Source organism: Micromonospora sp. NPDC003241, assembly GCF_053589795.1.
In genome coordinates this window covers 125306-145950 of sequence record NZ_JBSFSO010000010.1, presented here as the reverse complement: position 1 = coordinate 145950, position 20645 = coordinate 125306, and the positions used below count along the sequence as shown (strand labels likewise).

Below are 20645 nucleotides of genomic sequence, written 5' to 3'. Positions count from 1 at the left end.
TTACCGGCGCGGCGGGCGGACGGGGAGGGGCAGGTGGACGGACTGCTCGACAGCTTCTTCGCGAGCCTGGCCGAGACACCGCCCGGCCGCCTGCCCACCACGCCCACCGGAGTGCTCCGCCTCGACTTCGACGGGGACGACACCTGGTTCGTCACGCTCGCCGACGGCCGCGCCCACGCGTACCGGGACGGCAGCCACGCCGACTGCCGGGTGGAGATGAGCCGGGCCTCCTTCGAGCGCCTCCTCGCCGGCCACGACCACTTCGTCTCGATGCTGTTCCGGGGAGTGCTCTCGGTCGAGGGCGACCTCGCCCTGATGCACCTCTTCCGCCGGCTGCTGCCGGTCGCCGCCTACAGTGGCGCCACCGAGCCGGCCGAACCGGGTACGACCTTCGCCGAGCCCGGCCTGGTCGGGCTCCAGCAGGCCACCCGCATCTTCGCCGGCAGCCTGTTCATGATCAGCGAAGCCAACGGGAACGTCGGGACCACACCGACCACGCCGATGGGCCTCTACTTCTTCGACACCCGGTTCCTGTCGACCTGGGACCTGACCCTCGACGGGGAACAACTCTCGGTGCTCTCCCATGACGCGGTGCACACCTGGGAGTCCCGGTTCGGACTGGTGCCCGGCGAGCCCACCCACTACGTCAGCGCGACCACCTCGATCATGCGGCGACGCCGGGTGGACAAGGAGTTCCAGGAGGAGATCACCCTGCTCAACCACGCGCCCGCAGCGGTGCGCTACACCATGCGGCTGGCGGTCGCCGCGGACTTCGCCGAGGTCCCCGAGGTCCGCAGCGGCCTCCGCCGGGACCGACCGGTGGTCGCGACGGTGGAGCGCGACACCCTGCGGCTGCACTACAAGCGGGAGAGCCTGCACCGGGAGACCGTGGTCACGGCCAGCGAACCGGCCGTCATCGACGAGGACGGGTTGACCTTCACGGTCACGATCGAGGCGAAGAGCGCCTGGAGCACCCGGCTGCGGGTGCTCACCCTCGTCCGCGACCTGCACAGCCGTGACCTGCGGGAGCGGCTGAACAGCTCGACCGGGCGCGCCGACACCCGACTCCTGACCGACATCGCCCGGCTGACCTCGTCGGCACCCCGGCTACGCGCCGACTACGCGCCGTTGCAGCAGGCGTACGAGCGGTCCGTGCACGACCTCGCCGCGCTGCACTACCCCGGCCTCAACTACCTCGAGGCGCTACCCGCCACCGGCCTGCCCTGGTCGATGACCCTGCTGGTCCGGGAGAGCCTGGTCAGCAGCTTCCAGGCGCTGCCCTTCCTGCCGGAACGGGCGGCCCGGACCCTGCGCATCCTGGCGCTGACCCAGGGCGCGCGCGACGACCCGTTCCGGGGCGAACAGCCAGGCAAGATCGTCCAGGAGTGCCGGTACGGCGACTCGGCCGCCTTCAACGACACCCCCGAGTCGGCAAACTTCACCGCCGTCGACACCACCGCGCTCTTCGTCATCCTGCTCGACGAGTACGAGCGGTGGACCGGCGACGCCGACGTGGTCCGCGGGTACGAGTACGAGGTGCGGGCGGCCATCGCCTGGCTCGACGGTCCCGCCGACCCGCATCGCACCGGTTACGTCTGGGCCGGGTGCCAGACCAGCCGCACCGAGCAGGTGGGCGGCACCTGGCGCAGTTCGGCGCAGGCGATCTGCTTCGCCGACGGCCGTCCGGCCGGGTTTCCGCAGGCGACCTGTGAGGTCCAGGGCTACACCTACGACGCCAAACGGCGGGCCGCCCGGATGGCACGCCTGTTCTGGGGGGACCCGGAGTGGGCCGACAGACTGGACCGCGAGGCCGCCGAGTTGCAGGACCGCTTCGACCGGGACTTCTGGCTGCCCGAGCGGGGGCACTACGCGGTGGCGCTCTCCGTCGACGGCCGACCGGTGGACGGGCTGGCCTCGAACATGGGCCACCTGCTCTGGAGCGACATGGTCCCGATGTCGCGGCGCGACGACGTGGTGCGGCACCTGTTCGGTCCCGGCCTCTGGTCGGGCTGGGGCATCCGTACCGTCGCCGAGGACGAACCCGGCTACAACCCGCTCGGGCGGCACACCGGCGCGGTCTGGCCCTGGGACAACTCGATGATCGCCTGGGGCCTGTGTCGGGCCGGGTTCCGGGCCGAGGCGGCGCGCATCGCCGAGGGGATGCTGGAGGCGAGCCGCTACTTCGACGGCCGGCTGCCCGCGTACCTCACCGGCTACGACCGGGCCGCCACCAAGGTCCCGGTGCCGTACGGGCTCGCCGACAGCCCGTACGCCCCGTCCAGCGGTACGCCCCTGATGGTGCTGCGGACGCTGCTCGGCCTGGAGCCGTACGCGAACCACCTGGCGGTGGAGGCCGGGGTGCCGGAACAGATGGGCCAGATCGAGCTGCTCGACATCCCCGGTCGGTGGGGATACACCGACGCGCTGGGCCGGGGCCGCGCCTTCCGTCCACGCCGCACGCCCTGAGGTGAAAGGAGGGGACCCCTCCTATACACGAGGCGTTAGTAGGGGACCCCTCCTTACCCGCGGTCGGCCCAGCGGCGGGCGATCCACGCACAGACGACGAGTTGGATCTGGTGGTAGATCATCAGGGGCAGCACCAGCAGGCCGAGCGCCTCGGGCTGCACCAGCACGGCGGCCATCGGCAGCCCGGTGGCCAGGCTCTTCTTGGCCCCGCAGAACAGGATCGTCACCCGGTCGGGCCGGTCGAAGCGGAGCAGCCGGCCACCGGCGTACAGCAGCCCCAGCACCAGCGCGAGCAGCCCGGCGACGACGGCGATCAGGATGGCCAACCGCCCGGGTGAGACCTCGTCCCAGACCCCGGCCACCACACCGGCGCTGAAGGCCGAGTAGACCACCAGCAGGATCGCGCCCCGGTCGACCCGGCCGGTCAGTGAGCGGTGCCGCTCGATCCAGCCGGCGGTCCACCGGCGGGAGAGTTGCCCCGCGACGAACGGCACGAGCAGTTGCAGCACCACCGTGCCGATCGAGCCGGCGCTGACGCGTACCTCGCCGGAGCCCTGGAGCAGCAGGGTGACCAGCAGCGGCGTGAGCGCGATGCCGGCGATGTTGGAGAAGGAGGCGGTGAAGACCGCCGCCGGCACGTTGCCCCGGGCGATGGCGGTGAACGCGATCGAGGTCTGCACCGTCGAGGGGACGGCGCAGAGGAAGAGCAAACCCTGGTACAGCTCGGGGGTCAGCACCGACGGTCGCAGTGGCGCGGCGGCGAGCCCGAGCAGCGGGAAGAGGACGAACGTGGCGAGCAGCACCACCGCGTGCAGCCGCCAGTGCCGGGCACCGGCGAGCGCCGCCCTCGGGGCGATCTTGGCGCCGTGCAGGAAGAAAAGCAACGCCACCGCGAGCTGGGCCGCCACCCGCCCCACCTCGGCGGCCGTGCCCCTCAGCGGGAGCAGGGCGGCCAGCGCCACGGTGCCGAACAGTGCCGCGATGAACGGGTCGATCGGCAGCCGACGCGGCCAGCGCATCGCCTCTCCCCTCCGGTCGCTCCTGCCGTCCGCCCACCTCGGGGCGGCTGCCCGACCATTGTCGGCCCGGATGGATCAGTGGGAAAGGCGATCATCGCGCTGACTGCCATCACACAACGTGATAGCTTCGCCGGGTGTACGACCCCGTTCAGCTCCGCAGCTTCCTGGCGGTGGCCCAGGCTCTGAGCTTCACCCGGGCGGCGGCCCGACTGGGGCTGCGCCAGTCCACGGTGAGTCAGCACGTCCGGCGGCTGGAGGCCGAGACCGGCCGCGCGTTGTTCGTGCGGGACACGCACAGCGTCGGCCTCACCGTCGACGGCGAGGCGATGGTGACCTTCGCCCGCGACATCCTGGACGCGGGCGACCGGGCCCGACGCCACTTCGCCGCCGGACCGGTACGCGGCCGGTTGCGGCTCGGGGTCTCCGACGACCTGATCTCCACCCACCTGCCCCGGGTGCTGCGCGACTTCCGGCACCGCCATCCGCTGGTGCACCTGGAGCTGACCGTCGACCTGAGCGGCACCCTGCACCACCGGCTCGACGCGCAGCAGCTCGACGTGGTCTTCGCCAAGCGCCTGGCCGGGCAGGACCGGGGCCGGCTGGTCTGGCGGGACCGACTGATCTGGCTGGCGGCCCCCGGTCACCGGCTCGGCCCGGACGAACCGGTGCCGCTGGTCGCGTACCCGCCGCCGAGCATCTCCCGCGCGCAGGCCCTGGACGCGCTGGGCGCGGCCGGTCGCGCCTGGCAGCTCGCCTGCACCAGCACCAGCCTCGGTGGGCTGGTGGCGGCGACCCGCGCCGGTCTCGGGGTGATGGCACACTCCGCCGAGCTGGTCCCGCCCGGGCTGGTGCCGGCCCCGGCCGGACACCGGTTGCCGCCGCTGGGCGAGGTGGAGTTCGTCCTGCTGCACCGCGACAGCGCGCCCGCCGACACGGTGGCCGCCCTGGCCGAGGCGATCCTGACCGCAGGGGCCCGCACCGCACCCGCGTCCTGAGCGGCGCCACAGTGAAGCGGCCCGACCGACCATGATCACGATGGGCGTCGCCGTACTAGGCTCGCGCCGTGGACGACACCTCGACGGCGTACGGCGAGGCGGTGCGACGGCTGACCACCGCCGCGCCCGGCGCGCGGTTCGCGGCGGCGCAGGAACTGGTCGCCCTCGGCGCGACCGACCCCGCACGGCGACAGCCGGTCGCCGACACGATCTGCGCGTGGCTACGGACCGCGCCCGCGCCGGGGAACGTCGATGCCGAGGAACGTCGGACGGTGCTGCGCCTGCTCACCGACCGACTACGCGGTTCCGGCCCGGCCCCGAGGAACCCGCCCTGGGACGGGATCGGTGTGGACCTGTCCGGCGCGACGCTGCACGACGCCGACTTCCGGGCCTGTCGACTGCGGGCGGCCCGGTTCGCCGACGCCCGGTTTAACGGTGTCACCGCTTTCGAGGGGGCCGTCGTCGACACCGACGCGTCGTTCTCGCGCGCGGTCTTCGCCGACGACGCCACCTTCACCGGCCTGCGGGTCACCGGCGACGCCGCCTTCGGCCGGACCCGGTTCCGGGGACGGACCGACTTCACCGGCGCGGTGTTCGCCGGCATGGCCTGGTTCGGCCGGGGCGCCGAGACCTGGTGGGAGGAGGACGAGGCGTGGGACACGGTGGACGAGATCACCCCGGCGCCGTGGGACGAGCCCAACGAGGACGACCCGCACTGGCCGGTGGCGGTCCTGGTGGAGGACTACCAGGGCTGGGAGGAGGGTGGCGACGGCGCGCGGTTCGTCGGCGACGTGTCGTTCCGGGACGTACGCTTCGACGGCCCGGCCTGGTTCCACCACGCCCGCTTCGGGGCCCGGGCGACCTTCAGCGGTGCCCGGTTCGCCGGGCGGGCCCACCTCACCCACCCCGGCGGTGACCTGACCGGCGCCCACTGGTCCGGCGGCACCGACGACGGCGAGTCGGAGTGGCCGTTCGGCTGGACGGTGGACGCCACGGGCGGTCCCCTCACGCCGGACGCCTCGGTTGCGCCGTACACCCGGCAGTTGGCCGACACCGACCCGGTGGTGCGTGCGGCCGGGCTGCGGATCCTGGCCCGTCTCGGGGACGACCGACCCGAGCTGCGGCAGCACGTCGTGACGGCGTTCTGCGCCTTCCTGCGGGTGCCCGTGCCGTTCCCGCTGGACGCCGAGGGCCGCACCGCCGGGCAGGACGCCCTGCTGCGGGAACGGCGACTGGCGCAGCGGCTGCTCGCCGACCGGCTGCGTCCGGGGCCGGGACAGTGGCGGGGGGTGCACCTGTGGCTCTGCGGCGCCACGCTGGTCGACCTCGACCTGCGTGGCGGTGAGGCCGGACACGTCGACTTCACCGGTGCCCAGTTCCACGGCACCACCCGCCTCGACGGCAGCCGGTTCGACCGCGTCTCGTTCAGCCTGGACGGGCCGTCGGGTCGGGCCGTCTTCCACGGTGACGTGGTGTTCGGCACCGCGCCGCCGGAGCACGTGGTCCTGCACGGCGCGGTGGCCTGACACCGCATCCCCGGCGGACCCGTCGGGCCCGCCGGGTCACGGTTCAGCGAGCCGGGAAGCGCAGCACCCGGTCGTCGCCGTCGCGGACGTCGCCCCGCCCGTCGGTGTTGGACGTGGTGACCCAGAGCGCTCCGTCCGGGGCCACCTGCACGGTCCGCAGCCGCCCGTACCCGTCGAGCCGCGCGGACGGCTCGCCGAGCCGGTCGCCGTCGAGCGGCACCACCCAGAGCCGCTCGCCGCGCAGCGCCGCGACGTAGGCGTTGCCGGCGGTGATCGCCATGCCGGACGGCGACGCCTCCCGGGTGGACCAGGTGATCAGCGGGTTGGTGTAGCGCCCGCCCGCCGTGTCGCCCTCGCCCTCGACCTCGGGCCAGCCGTAGTTGCCCCCGGCCTGGATCAGGTTGACCTCGTCGACGTCGTTCTGGCCGAACTCGGTGGCGAAGAGTCGGCCCTCCGGGTCCCAGGCCAGGCCCTGCACGTTGCGGTGCCCGAGGCTGTAGACCGGGGAACCGGCGGTCGGGTTGCCGGGCGCCGGTTCGCCGTCCGGCGTGAGCCGCAGGATCTTGCCGGCCGGGCTGGCCGGGTCCTGCGAGCTGCCGGTGTCCCCGGCGTCGCCGGTGCCGACGTACAGCATGCCGTCGGGGCCGAAGGCGATGCGTCCGCCGTTGTGGAAGCTGGCCTTGGGGATACCGGAGAAGACCACCTCCGGCTGGCCGCCGTCGAGCCGGAACCGGACGATGCGGTTGTCGTCGGACGCGGTGAAGTAGGCGTAGACCAGGTCGTCGTCGGCGAAGTCCGGCGACACGGCGAGCCCGAGCAGCCCGCCCTCACCACCGGCGCTCACGCCGGGCACCGTGGTGACCTCGTCGGGCGTGCCGCCGCCCGGGGATATCCGCAGGACCCGGCCGGTGTTGCGCTCGGCGACCAGCGCGTCGCCGCCGGGCAGGAACGCCAGCCCCCACGGCACGTCGATGCCCCGGGCCAGTTCCTCCCCCGCGTCGAGGTCGGGCGCCGCCGACGGGGAGCTGCTCGCCGTACTGGTGGCCACCGGTCCCGGGTCCGGGCCGGGACCGGTGGCGTCGGTGTCACCGTTGCCGCACGCGGCGGTCCCGGCCACCAGCAGTACGGCCAGGGCCGATCCGGCCCACACGTGGTATCGCATTCGTCTCCTTCGGCGGTCTGCTGCGTCGTCCGGTCCTGCGAGCAGCGAACCAGGTGGCGGCGAAAATTGAGGAAAAGGCGGGCCGAGCACGCGTCGGCGCACCTCGGCTCAGGACGTCATCGTGGACATGTCGATCACGAACCGGTAGCGCACGTCGGCGGCGAGCACCCGCTCCCAGGCGTCGTTGACCTGGGCGGCCTCGATCACCTCCACCTCGGGGGCGATCCCCCGCTCGGCGCAGAAGTCGAGCATCTCCTGGGTCTCGCGGATCCCGCCGATGGTGGACCCGGCCAGCGAGCGTCGGTTGTCGAAGAGCGTGAACATGCGGACCGGCATCGGCTCCGGCGGCGCGCCGACGGTCACCAGCGTGCCGTCCAGAGCGAGCAGGTTCAGGTAGTCCTCCAGGTCGATCTGCGCGCTCACCGTGTTGACGATCAGGTCGAAGCCGTACCGCAGCCGGGTGAAGGTCTCCGGGTCGTTGGTGGCGTGGTAGTGCGTGGCACCGAGGCGCAGCCCGTCGTCGCGCTTGTTCAGCGTCTGGGACAGCACCGTCACCTCCGCGCCCATCGCGGCGGCGAGCTGCACCGCCATGTGGCCGAGACCGCCGAGGCCGACCACCGCGACCCGGCTGCCGGGCCCGGCCTTCCAGTGCCGCAGCGGCGAGTACGTGGTGATGCCGGCGCAGAGCAGCGGCGCGGCCTTCTCGAACGGGATCGACTCGGGGATCCGCAGCACGAAGTGCTCGTCCACCACGATGTGCGTCGAGTAGCCGCCCTGGGTGACCGAGCCGTCCCGGTCGGTGCCGTTGTAGGTGTCGGTGAACCCGCGTAGGCAGTACTGCTCCTGACCGGCCTGGCAGTTGGCGCACTCCCGGCACGAGTCGACCATGCAGCCGACCCCGACCCGGTCACCCACGGCGTGCCGGGACACCTCCGCACCGACCTCGCTCACGACGCCGACGATCTCGTGCCCGACGGTCAGCGGGTACGGCACGGTGCCCCAGTCGCCGCGCACGGTGTGGATGTCGGAGTGGCAGATTCCCGCCCAGGCGATCTGGATCAGCACGTCGCGGGGTCCCACCTCCCGCCGACGGATCTGACCCGGCGCGAGGGGCGCGGTCGCGGACGAGGCGGTGTAGGCGCTGACGAGGGTCACAGCTCTCCCAGGTAGGACGGGTCGACGCGGGCCGCCACGGGGTGGGGCGGGGGCGGCATGATCGAGCCTAGCCGCGCCCGCGCACCGGGGCAGAGCACGACGACGCGCCGCGACACCCCGCGACGAGGCGGGTACGCGGCGCGCGTTCGGGAGCGTGTCGGTCAGCCGAGTGCGCGCAGGCGCTCGGCCAGGACGTCGCGGAAGAAGTCGAGGAACCCGTCCGGATCCGGTCCGGCGTTCTGCAGCACGATGTGGTCGAAACCGGCGTCGACGTACGTGCGGACCGCCTGGACGTAGGTGTCCGGGTCGGGGCCGACGGCGAACTGCGCGCGGACGTCGTCCAGGGTGACGGTCCGCGCGGCGGCCTCGAAGTTGACCGGGTTCGGCAGCTCGCTCATCACCTTCCAGCCGGTGACCGCCCAGCGGCTGGTCTCCCAGGCGGCCTGCACCGCCTGCTCCTCGTCGGTGGCCCAGGCCATCGGGACCTCCGCGTAGCGCGGCCCCTGACCGCCGAGCCGCTGGTAGTTCTGCACCAGGTCGGCCACCGGCTCGGTGGCGAACAGCCCGTCGCCCAGCTCGGCGGCGATGGCCACCGACGCGGCACCGCTGGCGGCGACGGCGATGACCGGCGGACGGTCCGGCAGGTCGAACACCCGCGCGTCCTCCAGGTGCAGGTGCTTGCCCTCGTACGAGTGGTAGCCGCCGGACCAGAGCAGCCGGATGATGTCCAGCGCCTCGCGCAGCCGCTCGTGCCGCCCGCGTGCGCTCGGAAACCCCTGGCCGACGACGTGCTCGTTGAGACGCTCACCGGCGCCGACGCCGAGCGTGAACCGGTTGTCGGAGATGATCGCGAGGGTGGCGGCGGCCTGCGCGATGATCGCCGGGTGGTAGCGCACCGTCGGGCAGGTCACCCCGGTGGCCAGACCGATCCGGTCGGTACGCGCGGCGACGGCGCCGAGCACCGTCCAGGTGAACGAGGAGTGGCCCTGGACGTCCAGCCACGGGTGGAAGTGGTCGCTCATCTCGACGAAGTCGAATCCGACCTGCTCGGCCCGGACCGCCTGCCGGATGATCTCGGTCGGCCCGAATCCCTCGCTGGCCAGCTTGTACCCGATCCGCATCGACTCCCCCGCCCCCGACCCGTGCCCTCCCGACCACTGTCGCACTGTCCGGCCGCCCGGGCGGAGGAATCGGAACACCCCTCGGAGACCGGCGACCGGCCCGTGCGGTGCTCCCGATGGGTGGGGAAACTCCGGATTCCTCCGCGCCGAGCGGACTCTACTGTCGATCGCACCGCCGCTGACCCGATCCGACCGGACCACGCCGCCGCTCGGCGGCCGGAACGGCGGGTCGTACCCCCGGCGGCGAGGAGTCCCTGGTGCGCAAGCTCGTCTCGGCCGTCCTCACGGTGGTGCTGCTACTGACCGGCACGGCCTGCACCGGCAGGTCACCGGTCGACGCGTTCGGCGTGGTGGACGAGGACCCGTACAGCGAGTCCGCGCTGCGGTACGGGATGGCACCCGTGCCGCACCCCGACCTGACGTACCAGCCGGACGTGGTCCTCGTCGGCGGCGGTGGCCGCGCGGTGCGCTCGGTCACCGCCGACGGCCTCACCTGGCGGATCGACGCTGCCGCGCCCCGCGCCGACGACCTCGCGCCCGGGAAGGTCATGTTCGTCACCGGCCGTGGCGTCGGCCGGGTGCTCGACCTGCGGCGCGAGGGTGGGGACCTGCTGGTCACGATCGGGCCGGTCACCATCACCGACGTGATCCGCGACGGCACCCTCGAGAAGCAGGGCATCGCGATCGAGGACCCGGTCGCCTACCAGGCGGGGGAGCCGATCTGGGCGCTCGGCGAGGAGGAGGCCGACGCCGCGCTGGCCACCCCGTCGGGCCGGGCCGGCCGCAGCGGCGCGCTGAGACTCGCCCCGCTGCCGCCCCGGCCCGCGCAGCCGGCGCCGACCCGGGGCGGCGGTGAGGTCAGGTCGGTCGTCGCCAACTTCTCCACCGGCGTCAGCCTCAACCGCGGTGCCGAGGTCAGCTTCCACTACGACCGCAACGGCACCAAGCTGTTCGGGCGGGCTGCGCTGACCTTTCAGCAGCCGGAGGCGGGCTTCTACCTGAGCATCAAGGGCGGCTCGGTGGCCCGGGCAGAGCTGTCGATCAGTGGCGGCTTCGGGATCCGGTACTCGTTCGAGGCCGGGATCCGGGACGGGCAGAACATCAGGGCGGTGCTCCCCATCCCGGTGGAGTTCAGCATCCCGATGGGCACCGTGGTCGGCGTGCCGCTGGCGCTGACGATCAGTCAGACGGTCAAGGTCACCACGGCGTTCGGCGCGAAGGCCGGGACGCTCAAGGGCAACGGCGAGTTCTCGCTGGCCGGCTCGCTCGGGTACGGGTACGCGGGCGGTACGTTCGGCCCACAGGTCAGCAAGAACTTCCAGCGCAAGGAAAGCCTGATCAACTCGCTGCGCGGGGTGCCGGTCGGCGTGACGGGCCTGCTCACCGAGCACCGGGTCCGGTTCGACCTGGGGTTCAGCGCGTTCGTGCTCAAGGCTGGCCTCTTCTTCGAGGTGTCGACGGCGTACGGGACGACGATGGGGTCGGCGCTGGGCGCGCCGCTGGCGGTGTGCCGTGGCGTGGGCATCGGCATCCGGGCCTCGTACGGCATCGGCTACACGATCCTGGCCCCGGTGGCGAAGGTGATCAACAAGTTCCTGCAGTTGCTGAACGTCACGCCGATCGACCCGTCCGGCCGGTTGGGGCCGCCGCCGTACCGCATCCACAGCGCCGAAGAGGTCATCCCGCCCGGCACCACGCTCTGCGGCACCCCGAAACCGTCGGCCGACTGAGCCGCCTCCGACATCTGTCGAGGCATCGGAAACAATTGCAGGAAACTGTTTCTACAATCGCCGAACCGATTTCCGACAATCGTCGGAACATCTCCCGGCCACTCCTGACCGTGCGCGCGAAAATAGTCGTCCGCATGCTCGGAGTGCAGCTTCCCGGTCGACTGTTGAGGAATTCTTGAGACTTCCCTCCGCCACCCGGCGAGCCCTCCCGAAAATCGATCGGAATGCTTTCGGCAATACGGTTCCGACATTCGGCAGCAAACGGTGGCCGATCTCTCCGCCGCGCATTGCTACCGGCCCTGACCTGTGCTTAGGTGACGGACTAGATCCACCCGATCACTGTGGAGGACATTCATGCGCTCAGCTATGGCGGCATCGCCAACACGTCGAGTCAAGCGTTCTGTCGCGGTCGCCGCCACACTACTCATCGGTGCCCCCGGTGCCGTGGTGGCACTCACCGGGCCGGCGGTCGCCCAACCTCTCGAATCGCACTGCGGAAACGAGACCGGCAACAAGTCGGTGCAGGGCTTCATCAGCCACGAGGAACTCCGTCGGAGCCTTCGGCAGATCGAGCACACCAGCAACGGCAAGGTCCGCGTCGACGTGGCCGGCCATTCGAACCACGGTCGCGAGATCTGGACCGCCCGGGTCGGCGAGGGCGACCGGGTCGTCCTGATCCAGAGCCAGATCCACGGCAACGAGATGCACGGTACGGCCGCGGTGCTCGACGCCCTGCGGACGCTGGGCAACAACTCGAAGCGGTCCGCGGAGATCCGCAAGGCGGTCACCGTGGTGGCCATCCCCAAGCTCAACCCGGACGGCAGCGAGCTGGACACCCGGCAGAACGCCCGCACCTGGGCCGACGTCGTCGCCGACTTCCCACAGTTGGCCGACGCACGGACCGCCTGGAACTACAACACCCGGGTCGGCGGGTTCGACGTGAACCGCGACTTCAACCCCAACCTCGACTACGTGCCCAGCCCCGGCGACTTCCCGGGCAACAGCGCCTCCGTCGGCTGGTACATCACCCCGGAGGGCCAGACCGCCCGGGACGTCTACCGTTCGCTGGAGCGGGAGTTCGGCACCGTCGACGTCTTCGCCGACCTGCACAACCAGGCCGCCTGCTACACCGGTGTGGGGATGGACGACTACACCACCCTGTCGATCTCCGGACGCTTCATCACGGACCCGGCGCAGCACGGCAACTGGCCGAAGTTCGACTACGACGCGTCGCGCCGGGTGAACGTCGCGGTCTACGACGCACTCCAGTCCGGCAACTCCCCGCAGAGCAAGGTCACGCTCTACCCGCAGAACACGAACCTGCCCGGCACCGCGCTGGGTTCGTTCGCGCTGCGCGGTAGCGCCACCATCCTGTTCGAGACGCGTGGCCAGACCCAGTCGTGGGGCCAGAAGCAGCACGGCATGCTGACCAAGCAGGTCGAGGACGGGCTCTTCGGCATCGTCAACTCGATCACCGACGGCACCCTGGACGACATCGACCCCGCGCGCTACGACCTCATCCCCGCTCGGATGAACGTCCCGCGGAGCTGACCCCGCCGAGATGACCGGCGTCGTCCCGGCCGAGAGGGCCGGGGCGACGCCGCACGCGTGTGGCCGGAAACCGGGCTGCGGTCGACGCGGTGGACGGGAAGACTGGCCGCCGTGAACGTGTCCAGCGTGGCGGAACTGATCGACCTCGTCTCCTCCGGGGCCGACCTACGGTATCTGCGGTTCTGGGGTCACCGGCCGCAGCGGGACGGCAGCGTCGGGGTCGGCTGCCTGAGCCAGTGGTGGCCCGCCCGGTTCACCGTCGACGGACACGAGTTCGCCACCGCCGAGCACTACATGATGTGGTCCAAGGCGACGCTGTTCGGCGAGGACGAGCTGGCCGCCCGCATCCTGACCGGGGCCGATCCGCGGCGGGCCAAGTCGCTCGGGCGGCAGGTCCGGGGCTTCGACCAGGCCACCTGGGAGGCCCACCGGTACGCGATCGTGGTCGACGCCAGCGTCGCGAAGTTCGGCCAGCACCCCGACCTGCGCGCCTTCCTGCTCGGCACCGGCGACCGGATCCTGGTCGAGGCCAGCCCGGTCGACCGGATCTGGGGCATCGGGCTCACCGCCGACGATCCCCGGGCCGCCGACCCGGCCCGATGGCAGGGTCTCAACCTGCTGGGCTTCGCCCTCGGGTCCGCTCGCGAGCGCCTGCGGACCCAGCTCCCGTGAACGTCGCATGGACGTGCGCCTCCGTCGATGGGTTGACCCGACTGTAAGACATCTTTACAGTCCTGTTTCGACGCGTGTCGGCAGCTACCCCATGACGACAGAGGGAGTGGAATGTCCAGACTGCGTACTGCGGTGTCCGGAGTCCTCGCCGCCACACTCGCCATCGCCGGCGTCCTGGTCGCCGCCCCCGGCGCACAGGCCGCGACCGCGAACTTCGCCAAGGTCCAGGAGTGGGGTGGCGGCTACGAGGCCCGCTTCACCGTCCGCAACGACACCGGCACCACCATCACCAGTTGGCGGGTCGACTTCGACCTGCCGGCCGGCTCCACCCTCGGCAGCTACTGGGACGCCCTGCTGACCAGCAGCGGCAGCCGGCACAGCTTCACCAACCGCAGCTGGAACGGCACCCTGACCGCCGGTGCGTCGACCACGTTCGGTTTCATCGTCACCGGCAGCGGCACGCCGACCAACTGCACCGTCAACGGCGGCTCGTGCAGCGGCGGCAGCGCCGACACCCAGGCGCCCAGCGTGCCCGGCAACCTCCGGGTCACCGGCACCAGCACGTCGAGCGTGGCGCTGGCCTGGAACGCCGCGACCGACAACGTCGGGGTCACCGGCTACGACGTCTACCGGGGCAGCACGCTCGCCACCAGCGTCGTCGGCACCACCTCGGCCACCGTCGGCGGCCTGAGCCCCGCCACCGCGTACACCTTCTCGGTCCGGGCCCGCGACGCCGCCGGCAACGTCTCGGCGGCGAGCACGACGGTCTCCGCGACCACCGCACCCGGTACGGTGACCGGCACCCCCGCCTCGATCAACGGTCAACTGCGGGTCTGTGGCGTGCAGCTCTGCAACCGGTACGGCCGGCCGATCCAGTTGCGTGGCATGAGCACCCACGGCATCCAGTGGTACTCGCAGTGCGTCAACAACGCCTCGCTGGACGCGCTCGCCCACGACTGGAACGCCGACGTGCTGCGCATCTCCATGTACATCCAGGAGGGCGGCTACGAGACCGACCCGCGCGGCTTCACCGACCGGGTGCACGACTACATCGAACGGGCCACCGCACGCGGCATGTACGCCATCGTCGACTGGCACATGCTCACCCCGGGCGACCCGAACCACAACCTGGCCCGGGCCCGCACCTTCTTCACCGAGATCGCCCAGCGCCACAAGGACAAGACCAACATCCTGTACGAGGTGGCCAACGAGCCGAACGGGGTGAGCTGGGCGTCGATCAAGAGCTACGCCGAGCAGATCATCCCGGTCATCCGGGCCCAGGACCCGGACGGCGTGGTGCTGGTCGGCACCCGCGCCTGGTCGTCGCTGGGCCTGTCCGAGGGCTCCTCGGAGACCGAGATCGTCAACAGCCCGGTCAACGCGTCGAACATCATGTACACGTTCCACTTCTACGCCGCCTCGCACGGCACGACGTACCTGAACGCGCTGTCCCGGACTGCCGACCGGTTGCCGGTCTTCGTCACCGAGTTCGGCACCCAGACCGCCTCCGGTGACGGGGCGAACGACTTCACCCGTGCCCAGCAGTATCTGGACCTGATGGCCACCAAGAAGATCAGTTGGGTGAACTGGAACTTCTCCGACGACTTCCGCAGTGGTGCCGTCTTCAACACCGGCACCTGCAACGGCAGCTCGTACACCGGTACCGGTGTGCTCAAGCCCGCCGGGGTGTGGGTCCGCGACCGGATCCGTACCCCGGACAACTTCCCGACCAGCTGACGACGGCGCGAGGGCGGGGCGGTCCGACCGGGCTGCCCCACCCTCGCGATCGCCCTGCGTGTAAGCAGGGGTCCCCTGCTATACACCAGGCGTTAGCAGGGGACCCCTCCTTACATCTCGGTCAGCCGCCGACGCCGGAGCGGGCGGCCGCCGACACGATCGGTCCACGCTGGCCCGGCGTGAGCACCCCGGCCGTGACCAGCCGGTCCACCACCTCGTTGACGTGCCGCACGAACTGACCACGGTTCGGCCACGGCTCCCCGTCGAGGATGTGGTCGTTGATCGTGCAGGTGCCGGCCAGCACACGGTTGGCCACCCGGCTGTCCACGCCGCCGACCACCACGGTCGCCCGGGTGTCGGTGCCCACGCAGATCGGCATGGCGAGCGGCCCGCCGACCACCGGCAGCCGCAGCCGCGACGCCGCCAGGTCCACGCCGAGCACGGTGCCCGGGGCCGGTTGCAGGGTGAACTCCCGGTCGGTGGAGAAGACCATCAGGCCGATCCGGTAGCCAGCGGGCACGACCTGGTCGTCCGGCTGCAACGGTACGGTCACCTCGACGAACTCCCCCGGCACGAGCGGCTCGCCGCGGGTCAGCGAGTGGCGGTTCTGCGGGTCGGCCCAGCCCCGGGTGATGATGCTGGTGGTGCTGCCCTGGGTGCTGGAGGTGCAGCCCGACGCGCTGGTCCAGGGCAGGCGTACCAGCGCCACCGACAGGTTGACCGCCGGCTTGCTCGACCGCATCCGCAGCGTCACGGTGGCGGTGCCGGAGATGTGCACCGGGGCGGTAAGTTCCGGCGTGACGTAGAGCAGCCGCTGGTCGGAGACGGTGGTGGCGAGGGCACCGGCGTTGCAGGCGGTGTCACCGGCGTCCACGAGTGATTCGACGCCGACGCCCGGCAACGCCAGCGAGGTCAGCCCACCGCTGGTGTCGCCGCCGGGCTGGAGGACCATGGTCACCGGTTGCGCGGCCGGGTTCGGATAGTCCGGGTAAGGGGTGAGCGTGCTGGTCCCGGTCTCGTTGCGGACCACCCAGGCCCGTGCGTCATCCTCCACGCCGTTGGGCACGCCGTACAGGTAGCGGCTGAACCACTTGTTGCGCATCTCCAGCGGCGGCGCACCACCGTGTCCGCCCTGGTGGAAGTACATCTGCACGGGCGTGCCCTGAGCCTTGAGCGCGTCGGTGATCCGGACGCTGTGCTCGGGCATCACGTTCCAGTCGTTGAAGGCGTGTGCCATCAGGGTCGCCGCGCGTACGCCGCCGATGGCGTGCAGGTAGTCGCGTCCGGCCCAGAAGTCGTTGTAGTCGCCGTTGCGGCGGTCCTGGAAGCGGTTCAGCTCGTTGACCCGGACCTGCTCGACGCAGTACGCCCGGCGGTCCGGGTAGCCACTGTGGACGTAGTCGAACAGGTAGTCGATGTCCTCGCCGACCCAGCCACCCGGGTTCCGGACCAGGCCGTTGGCCCGGTAGTAGTGGTAGTACGAGGTGTTCGGCGCGATCGGGATGATCGCTTCGAGTCCGTCCACTCCGGTGGTGGCGGCGGCCAGCGGCAGCGTGCCGTTGTACGACGTACCGGTCATGCCGACCTTGCCGGTGGACCAGCCGGTGGCCGCGACCTGCACGTCACCGTCGACGCTGGTGTAGCCCGTGGCCCGTCCGTTCAACCAGTCGATGACCGCCTTCGGCGCCAACGACTCGTTGCTGCCGCCCACGGTCGGGCAGCCCTGCGACAGGCCGGTGCCCGGCGAGTCGGAGTGCACCACGGCGAAGCCACGCGGCACCCAGGTGGCGACCTCGCTGGTGGAGACCGCCGTCCGGGTCGCGCGGTGGGCGATGGCGGGCGGGGAGACCCGGGCGGGCGGCTCCTCCCCCAGCTCGTGCCGGACGTTCCAGAAGTACTGCGCCTGGGTGGAGGCGGTGCCCGCGTAGTAGGGACTGGTCTCGTAGACGATCGGCACCTTGAGTCCGTCGTCGGTCTGTCCCGGTCGGGTGACGTCCACGTGCATCCGGTCGCGCCGGCCGTCGCCGTCGGAGTCGAACTCCGTCTCCACCCACAACTGCTGCCGGATCCAGCCGGCGGAGTCGGCGAACTCGGGCACGATCTGGGCCTGGCCGTCGACGAAGACCGGCCCGACCTCCTCCGGGGCGGCGACCGCAGGTGTCGCGACCGTCAGGGACAGGACGAGTGCCGCCGCGCACGGCACCGCCACCAGGGCGGTGACCTGTCGGCGCCCGCTTCGTCGCACCATCGTGAGCCCCTTTCCGTTGCTCGTCCGGGCGGCCCGAACGAGCGACGGAGCACCCGGCGCGGTCGGCGGTCCCGGCCGACTGTCGTCGACGGCACACACCGACTCGATCCTTTGGTGAGCAGACGGTAACGGTCCGTGGAGAGTGGACGCTTGAGACACCTGACGGAACTCCGCAGGTCCGAGTACGACGAAACGTCGCCCCGCTCAGGGGTTGAGGTATGCCAGTACCGCGAGGACCCGCCGGTTGTGGTCGTCGGAGGGCGGCATGTCGAGCTTGGTGAAGATGTTGTTGATGTGCTTGCTGACGGCCTTCTCGGTGATGTGCAGCTTGCTGGCGATCGCGGCGTTGGAGCGGCCCTCGGCCATCTCGCCGAGCACCTCCCGCTCCCGGACGGTGAGCGCCGCGAGGGGCTCCCGGCGGGCCAGCAGTGCAGAGATCACCTCGGGGTCCATCGCGGTGCCACCCTGGGCGACCCGACGGACCGCGTCGACGAACTCGCCGACGTGGGACACCCGGTCCTTGAGCAGGTAGCCCACGCCGCCGTGCGGGGTGCTGAGCAGTTCCCGGGCGTACAACGGCTCGACGTGTTGGGACAACACCAGGATCGGCAGCCCGGGAAGACGGGTACGGGCGGCGATCGCGGCGTGCAGGCCCTCGTCGGTGAACGTCGGCGGCAGCCGTACGTCCACGACCGCCACCTGAGGCCGGAGGCTGACCAGGGCGGGCAGCAGGGCAGGTCCGTTGTCGACGGCCGCGACGACGTCGAAGTCGAAGGCCCGCAGGATCCGGGTCAACCCGTCCCGGAGGAGTGCGTGGTCCTCGGCGATGACAACGCGCACGGCAACTCCATGGTGACGACGGTGGGCCCGCCGACCGGGCTCGACACGGTCATCGTGCCATCGAAGGCGGCCAGGCGGCGTGCGATGCCTCGTAGGCCGGAACCGGCGCTCGGGTCGGCACCACCGATCCCGTCGTCGGCGACCACCATGGTCAGCGTGCCGTCGGTGTGTCGCAGGGACGCCGCCCCGGTCCGCGCCCGACTGTGCCGGACCAGGTTGGTCAGCGTCTCGGCCACGGCGAAGTAGGCCGCCGACTCGACCGGCGTGTCGAGTCGGCCGGGTAGGTCGACGTCGACCGTGATCGGGACGGGCAGGCCCAGCGCCAACGCCCGCACCGCGCCGTCGAGCCCGCGCTCGGCCAGCACCGGCGGATGGATGCCGCGGACGAGATGGCGCAGCTCGACCAGGGCGGTACCGCTGGACTCCCGCGCCTCCGCGAGCATCTCATGAGCCGCGTTCGGGTCACGGTCGATCAGCTCGTCGGCCAGGCCGATCATCATGCCCAGGGAGACGAGGCGAGCCTGGATGCCGTCGTGCAGGTCACGCTCGATGCGACGCAGCTCGGCGGCCTGGGCGTCGACGGTGTCGGCCCGCGTGACGGTCAGTTCGGTGACGCGCAGTCGCAGCTCCGCGGCCTTGGTCGGGGCGAGCAGCAGCCGGGTGAAGTACCCGACGACGCGGCGCAGCCACGGGGCCAACCAGAGACCACCGGCGAGGATGGCCGCGCCCTGCGGCACACAGACCAGCCCTTCCACGACGGTGTCGACGGACCAGACGAGGCCGTAGCCGTACCAGTCGGTGCCGAGCCAGATCCACACCGGCACCAGCGTCAGGCCCAGCACCCCGTACAGCGGCACGGCCAGGGAGACCAGGCCGAGGGCGGTGGACACCACCGCGCCGGGCAGGAGCCAGGCGAGATCGCGCCAGGTGGCCGGGTCCGTGACGATCCAGCGGAACCGCCGCCACCCGCCGGGGACACCCCGTGCCGGGGGCGGACGGTAGGGCCGGGACACCGGGACACCGGCGCGGGTGGCCAGTCGGCGTTCGAGATCCGCGCGGTGGCGGACCAGCGTCATCGTCCACGGCAGCAACGCCATGCCGAGGAACGGCACCGGGACCAGGGCCAGTGCCACCAGCGAGACGCCGAGCAGCCCGAGGTTGGTCACGGCCAGACCGACGGCGGCCAGACCGGCGAGTACGGCACGCAGGCCCCGCCACGCCCACGCGTACGCCCGCTCGTCGCCGCCGACCCGGTCCATCGTCACATTGTGCCCGCGTGTCGGGCGCTTCTCGGTGGTGCTAGCACCCCGTCGTAGGGCGGGGGCAGAACTCCTGACGGGCGCGTCCCGTATGCGGTCTGCTGGGACCATGACGACCGCCACGACGCCACCGCGCCCGACGAGCGGCAGCGATTTCGCCGTCCTGTCCCGCCGGATCACCGACGCCGGGTTGATGCGACGCCGGCCCCTCTACTACGCCCTGAGGTTGGGTGTCGTCGGACTCATGTTCGTCGGTGGCTGGACGACCTTCTTCGCCCTCGGTTCGTCGTGGTGGCAGATGATCACCGCAGTCTTCCTCGCCGTCACGTTCGCCCAGGTCGCGCTCGTGGCACACGACCTGGCACACCGCCAGGTGTTCCGGACCAGGCGTCCGAGTGCGTTCGCCGGGCTGGTGGCCGGCAACCTCGGCGTCGGGATGAGCTACGGGTGGTGGATGGACAAGCACACCCGCCACCACAACAACCCCAACCACGACGATCTCGACCCGGACGTGGCCCCGGAGGTGCTCGTCTGGACCGCGGAGGCGTCCCTCGGCCGCCGTGGGCTGCGCGGATTCGTCGTCCGGCACCAGGCCGTCCTGTTCTTCCCACTGCTCGCGTTGCTCGCCGTCAGTCTCAAGGTGTCCAGCGTCAAGGCGTTGCGAGACGGCACGGTCAAGCGGCCGGGCGTCGAGGCCGCCCTGCTGTCCCTGCACGCCACCGGCTACCTCACGGCCCTGCTGCTCGTCCTCACCCCGCCGCAGGCCGTGGTCTTCCTGCTGCTGCACCAGGCGATCTTCGGCGTCTACCTCGGGATGACCTTCGCGCCCAACCACAAGGGGATGCCGCATCCGACCGGCTCCGAGGACTATCTGCGCAAGCAGGTGCTGACCTCGCGCAACGTCCACGGCAGCCGGCTGGTGGACGCGGCCCTCGGCGGCCTGAACTACCAGATCGAGCACCACCTGTTCCCCGGCATGCCGACGCCGAACCTGCGCCGGGCCCAGCCGATCGTGCAGGCGTACTGTGCCGAGATCGGTGTCCGCTACGAGCAGACCGGCCTGGTCGACTCGTACCGGCAGGCGCTGCGCCACCTGCACGAGGTGGGTGCCCCCGCCCGGGCCGCACACGCCTCCCGGTGACTGTCCGTCCGGGGCGTAGGCGT

At 71.5% G+C, this 20645-nt stretch carries 15 protein-coding genes; 8 read left to right on the top strand and 7 right to left on the bottom strand.

Annotated elements, in window-relative coordinates; translation table 11 throughout:
• The first annotated feature begins 33 nt into the window (after positions 1-33).
• A complete protein-coding gene (locus tag ACWDVW_RS11500) occupies positions 34-2466 on the top strand; it encodes a glycogen debranching N-terminal domain-containing protein (RefSeq protein ID WP_449947001.1) in 2433 nt (810 codons plus the stop codon).
• A gap of 53 nt (positions 2467-2519) precedes the next feature.
• On the opposite strand, the gene ACWDVW_RS11495 is transcribed toward ACWDVW_RS11500, so the two are convergent.
• On the bottom strand, positions 2520-3485 hold the full coding sequence (locus ACWDVW_RS11495; RefSeq protein ID WP_449946999.1) for a bile acid:sodium symporter family protein: 966 nt from the start codon (positions 3483-3485) through the stop codon (positions 2520-2522).
• A gap of 134 nt (positions 3486-3619) precedes the next feature.
• Between ACWDVW_RS11495 and ACWDVW_RS11490 the strand changes: the two genes are divergently transcribed.
• Together ACWDVW_RS11490 and ACWDVW_RS11485 are read left to right on the top strand one after the other, a co-directional pair.
• Positions 3620-4480, top strand: a complete 861-nt coding sequence (locus tag ACWDVW_RS11490) for a LysR substrate-binding domain-containing protein (protein ID WP_396747005.1) — start codon at positions 3620-3622, stop codon at positions 4478-4480.
• Positions 4481-4548: 68 nt separating this feature from the next.
• Positions 4549-6006, top strand: a complete 1458-nt coding sequence (locus tag ACWDVW_RS11485; RefSeq protein ID WP_449946996.1) for a pentapeptide repeat-containing protein — start codon at positions 4549-4551, stop codon at positions 6004-6006.
• Positions 6007-6049: 43 nt separating this feature from the next.
• On the opposite strand, the gene ACWDVW_RS11480 is transcribed toward ACWDVW_RS11485, so the two are convergent.
• The 3 genes from ACWDVW_RS11480 to ACWDVW_RS11470 form a co-directional block, all read right to left on the bottom strand.
• Positions 6050-7168: a PQQ-dependent sugar dehydrogenase gene (locus ACWDVW_RS11480; protein ID WP_449946994.1), complete on the bottom strand. Its 1119-nt coding sequence runs from the start codon at positions 7166-7168 to the stop codon at positions 6050-6052.
• A 108-nt stretch (positions 7169-7276) separates the two neighbouring features.
• A complete protein-coding gene (locus ACWDVW_RS11475; protein WP_449946992.1) occupies positions 7277-8323 on the bottom strand; it encodes an NAD(P)-dependent alcohol dehydrogenase in 1047 nt (348 codons plus the stop codon).
• A gap of 161 nt (positions 8324-8484) precedes the next feature.
• Entirely contained in the window at positions 8485-9444 is a 960-nt protein-coding gene (locus tag ACWDVW_RS11470) for a TIGR03557 family F420-dependent LLM class oxidoreductase (RefSeq protein ID WP_449946990.1), read from the bottom strand.
• A 257-nt stretch (positions 9445-9701) separates the two neighbouring features.
• Here ACWDVW_RS11470 and ACWDVW_RS11465 point away from each other — a divergent pair, with 257 nt between their 5' ends.
• The 4 genes from ACWDVW_RS11465 to ACWDVW_RS11450 all read left to right on the top strand — a co-directional run bounded on the left by ACWDVW_RS11465 (position 9702) and on the right by ACWDVW_RS11450 (position 15134).
• On the top strand, positions 9702-11174 hold the full coding sequence (locus ACWDVW_RS11465) for a hypothetical protein (RefSeq protein WP_449946989.1): 1473 nt from the start codon (positions 9702-9704) through the stop codon (positions 11172-11174).
• Positions 11175-11621: 447 nt separating this feature from the next.
• On the top strand, positions 11622-12725 hold the full coding sequence (locus tag ACWDVW_RS11460; protein ID WP_449946987.1) for a M14 family zinc carboxypeptidase: 1104 nt from the start codon (positions 11622-11624) through the stop codon (positions 12723-12725).
• A gap of 111 nt (positions 12726-12836) precedes the next feature.
• The gene (locus tag ACWDVW_RS11455; RefSeq protein ID WP_449946985.1) at positions 12837-13397 is read left to right on the top strand and encodes an NADAR family protein; all 561 of its coding nucleotides are present in this window, start codon (positions 12837-12839) and stop codon (positions 13395-13397) included.
• Positions 13398-13508: 111 nt separating this feature from the next.
• Positions 13509-15134 (top strand): cellulase family glycosylhydrolase, encoded by a 1626-nt coding sequence (locus ACWDVW_RS11450; protein ID WP_449946983.1) that lies wholly within the window; start codon positions 13509-13511, stop codon positions 15132-15134.
• A gap of 121 nt (positions 15135-15255) precedes the next feature.
• Here ACWDVW_RS11450 and ACWDVW_RS11445 read toward each other — a convergent pair whose 3' ends face one another.
• The 3 genes from ACWDVW_RS11445 to ACWDVW_RS11435 all read right to left on the bottom strand — a co-directional run bounded on the left by ACWDVW_RS11445 (position 15256) and on the right by ACWDVW_RS11435 (position 19481).
• On the bottom strand, positions 15256-17382 hold the full coding sequence (locus ACWDVW_RS11445) for a Xaa-Pro dipeptidyl-peptidase (RefSeq protein ID WP_449946981.1): 2127 nt from the start codon (positions 17380-17382) through the stop codon (positions 15256-15258).
• Positions 17383-17586: 204 nt separating this feature from the next.
• Entirely contained in the window at positions 17587-18222 is a 636-nt protein-coding gene (locus ACWDVW_RS11440) for a LuxR C-terminal-related transcriptional regulator (RefSeq protein ID WP_449946979.1), read from the bottom strand.
• On the bottom strand, positions 18174-19481 hold the full coding sequence (locus ACWDVW_RS11435) for a sensor histidine kinase (protein WP_449946977.1): 1308 nt from the start codon (positions 19479-19481) through the stop codon (positions 18174-18176). The genes ACWDVW_RS11440 and ACWDVW_RS11435 overlap by 49 nt, the downstream gene beginning before the upstream one ends.
• A 109-nt stretch (positions 19482-19590) precedes the next feature.
• Here ACWDVW_RS11435 and ACWDVW_RS11430 point away from each other — a divergent pair, with 109 nt between their 5' ends.
• A complete protein-coding gene (locus ACWDVW_RS11430; protein WP_449946975.1) occupies positions 19591-20622 on the top strand; it encodes a fatty acid desaturase family protein in 1032 nt (343 codons plus the stop codon).
• Positions 20623-20645: the final 23 nt, after the last annotated feature.

What these genes read in the sequence shown, in the direction of transcription:
- ACWDVW_RS11450 (WP_449946983.1), top strand. Translation starts at nt 13,509, where the DNA reads ATGTCCAGACTGCGTACTGCGGTGTCCGGAGTCCTCGCCGCCACACTC.
- ACWDVW_RS11445 (WP_449946981.1), bottom strand. Translation starts at nt 17,382, where the DNA reads ATGGTGCGACGAAGCGGGCGCCGACAGGTCACCGCCCTGGTGGCGGTG.
- ACWDVW_RS11470 (WP_449946990.1), bottom strand. Translation starts at nt 9,444, where the DNA reads ATGCGGATCGGGTACAAGCTGGCCAGCGAGGGATTCGGGCCGACCGAG.
- ACWDVW_RS11495 (WP_449946999.1), bottom strand. Translation starts at nt 3,485, where the DNA reads ATGCGCTGGCCGCGTCGGCTGCCGATCGACCCGTTCATCGCGGCACTG.
- ACWDVW_RS11435 (WP_449946977.1), bottom strand. Translation starts at nt 19,481, where the DNA reads ATGGACCGGGTCGGCGGCGACGAGCGGGCGTACGCGTGGGCGTGGCGG.
- ACWDVW_RS11480 (WP_449946994.1), bottom strand. Translation starts at nt 7,168, where the DNA reads ATGCGATACCACGTGTGGGCCGGATCGGCCCTGGCCGTACTGCTGGTG.
- ACWDVW_RS11430 (WP_449946975.1), top strand. Translation starts at nt 19,591, where the DNA reads ATGACGACCGCCACGACGCCACCGCGCCCGACGAGCGGCAGCGATTTC.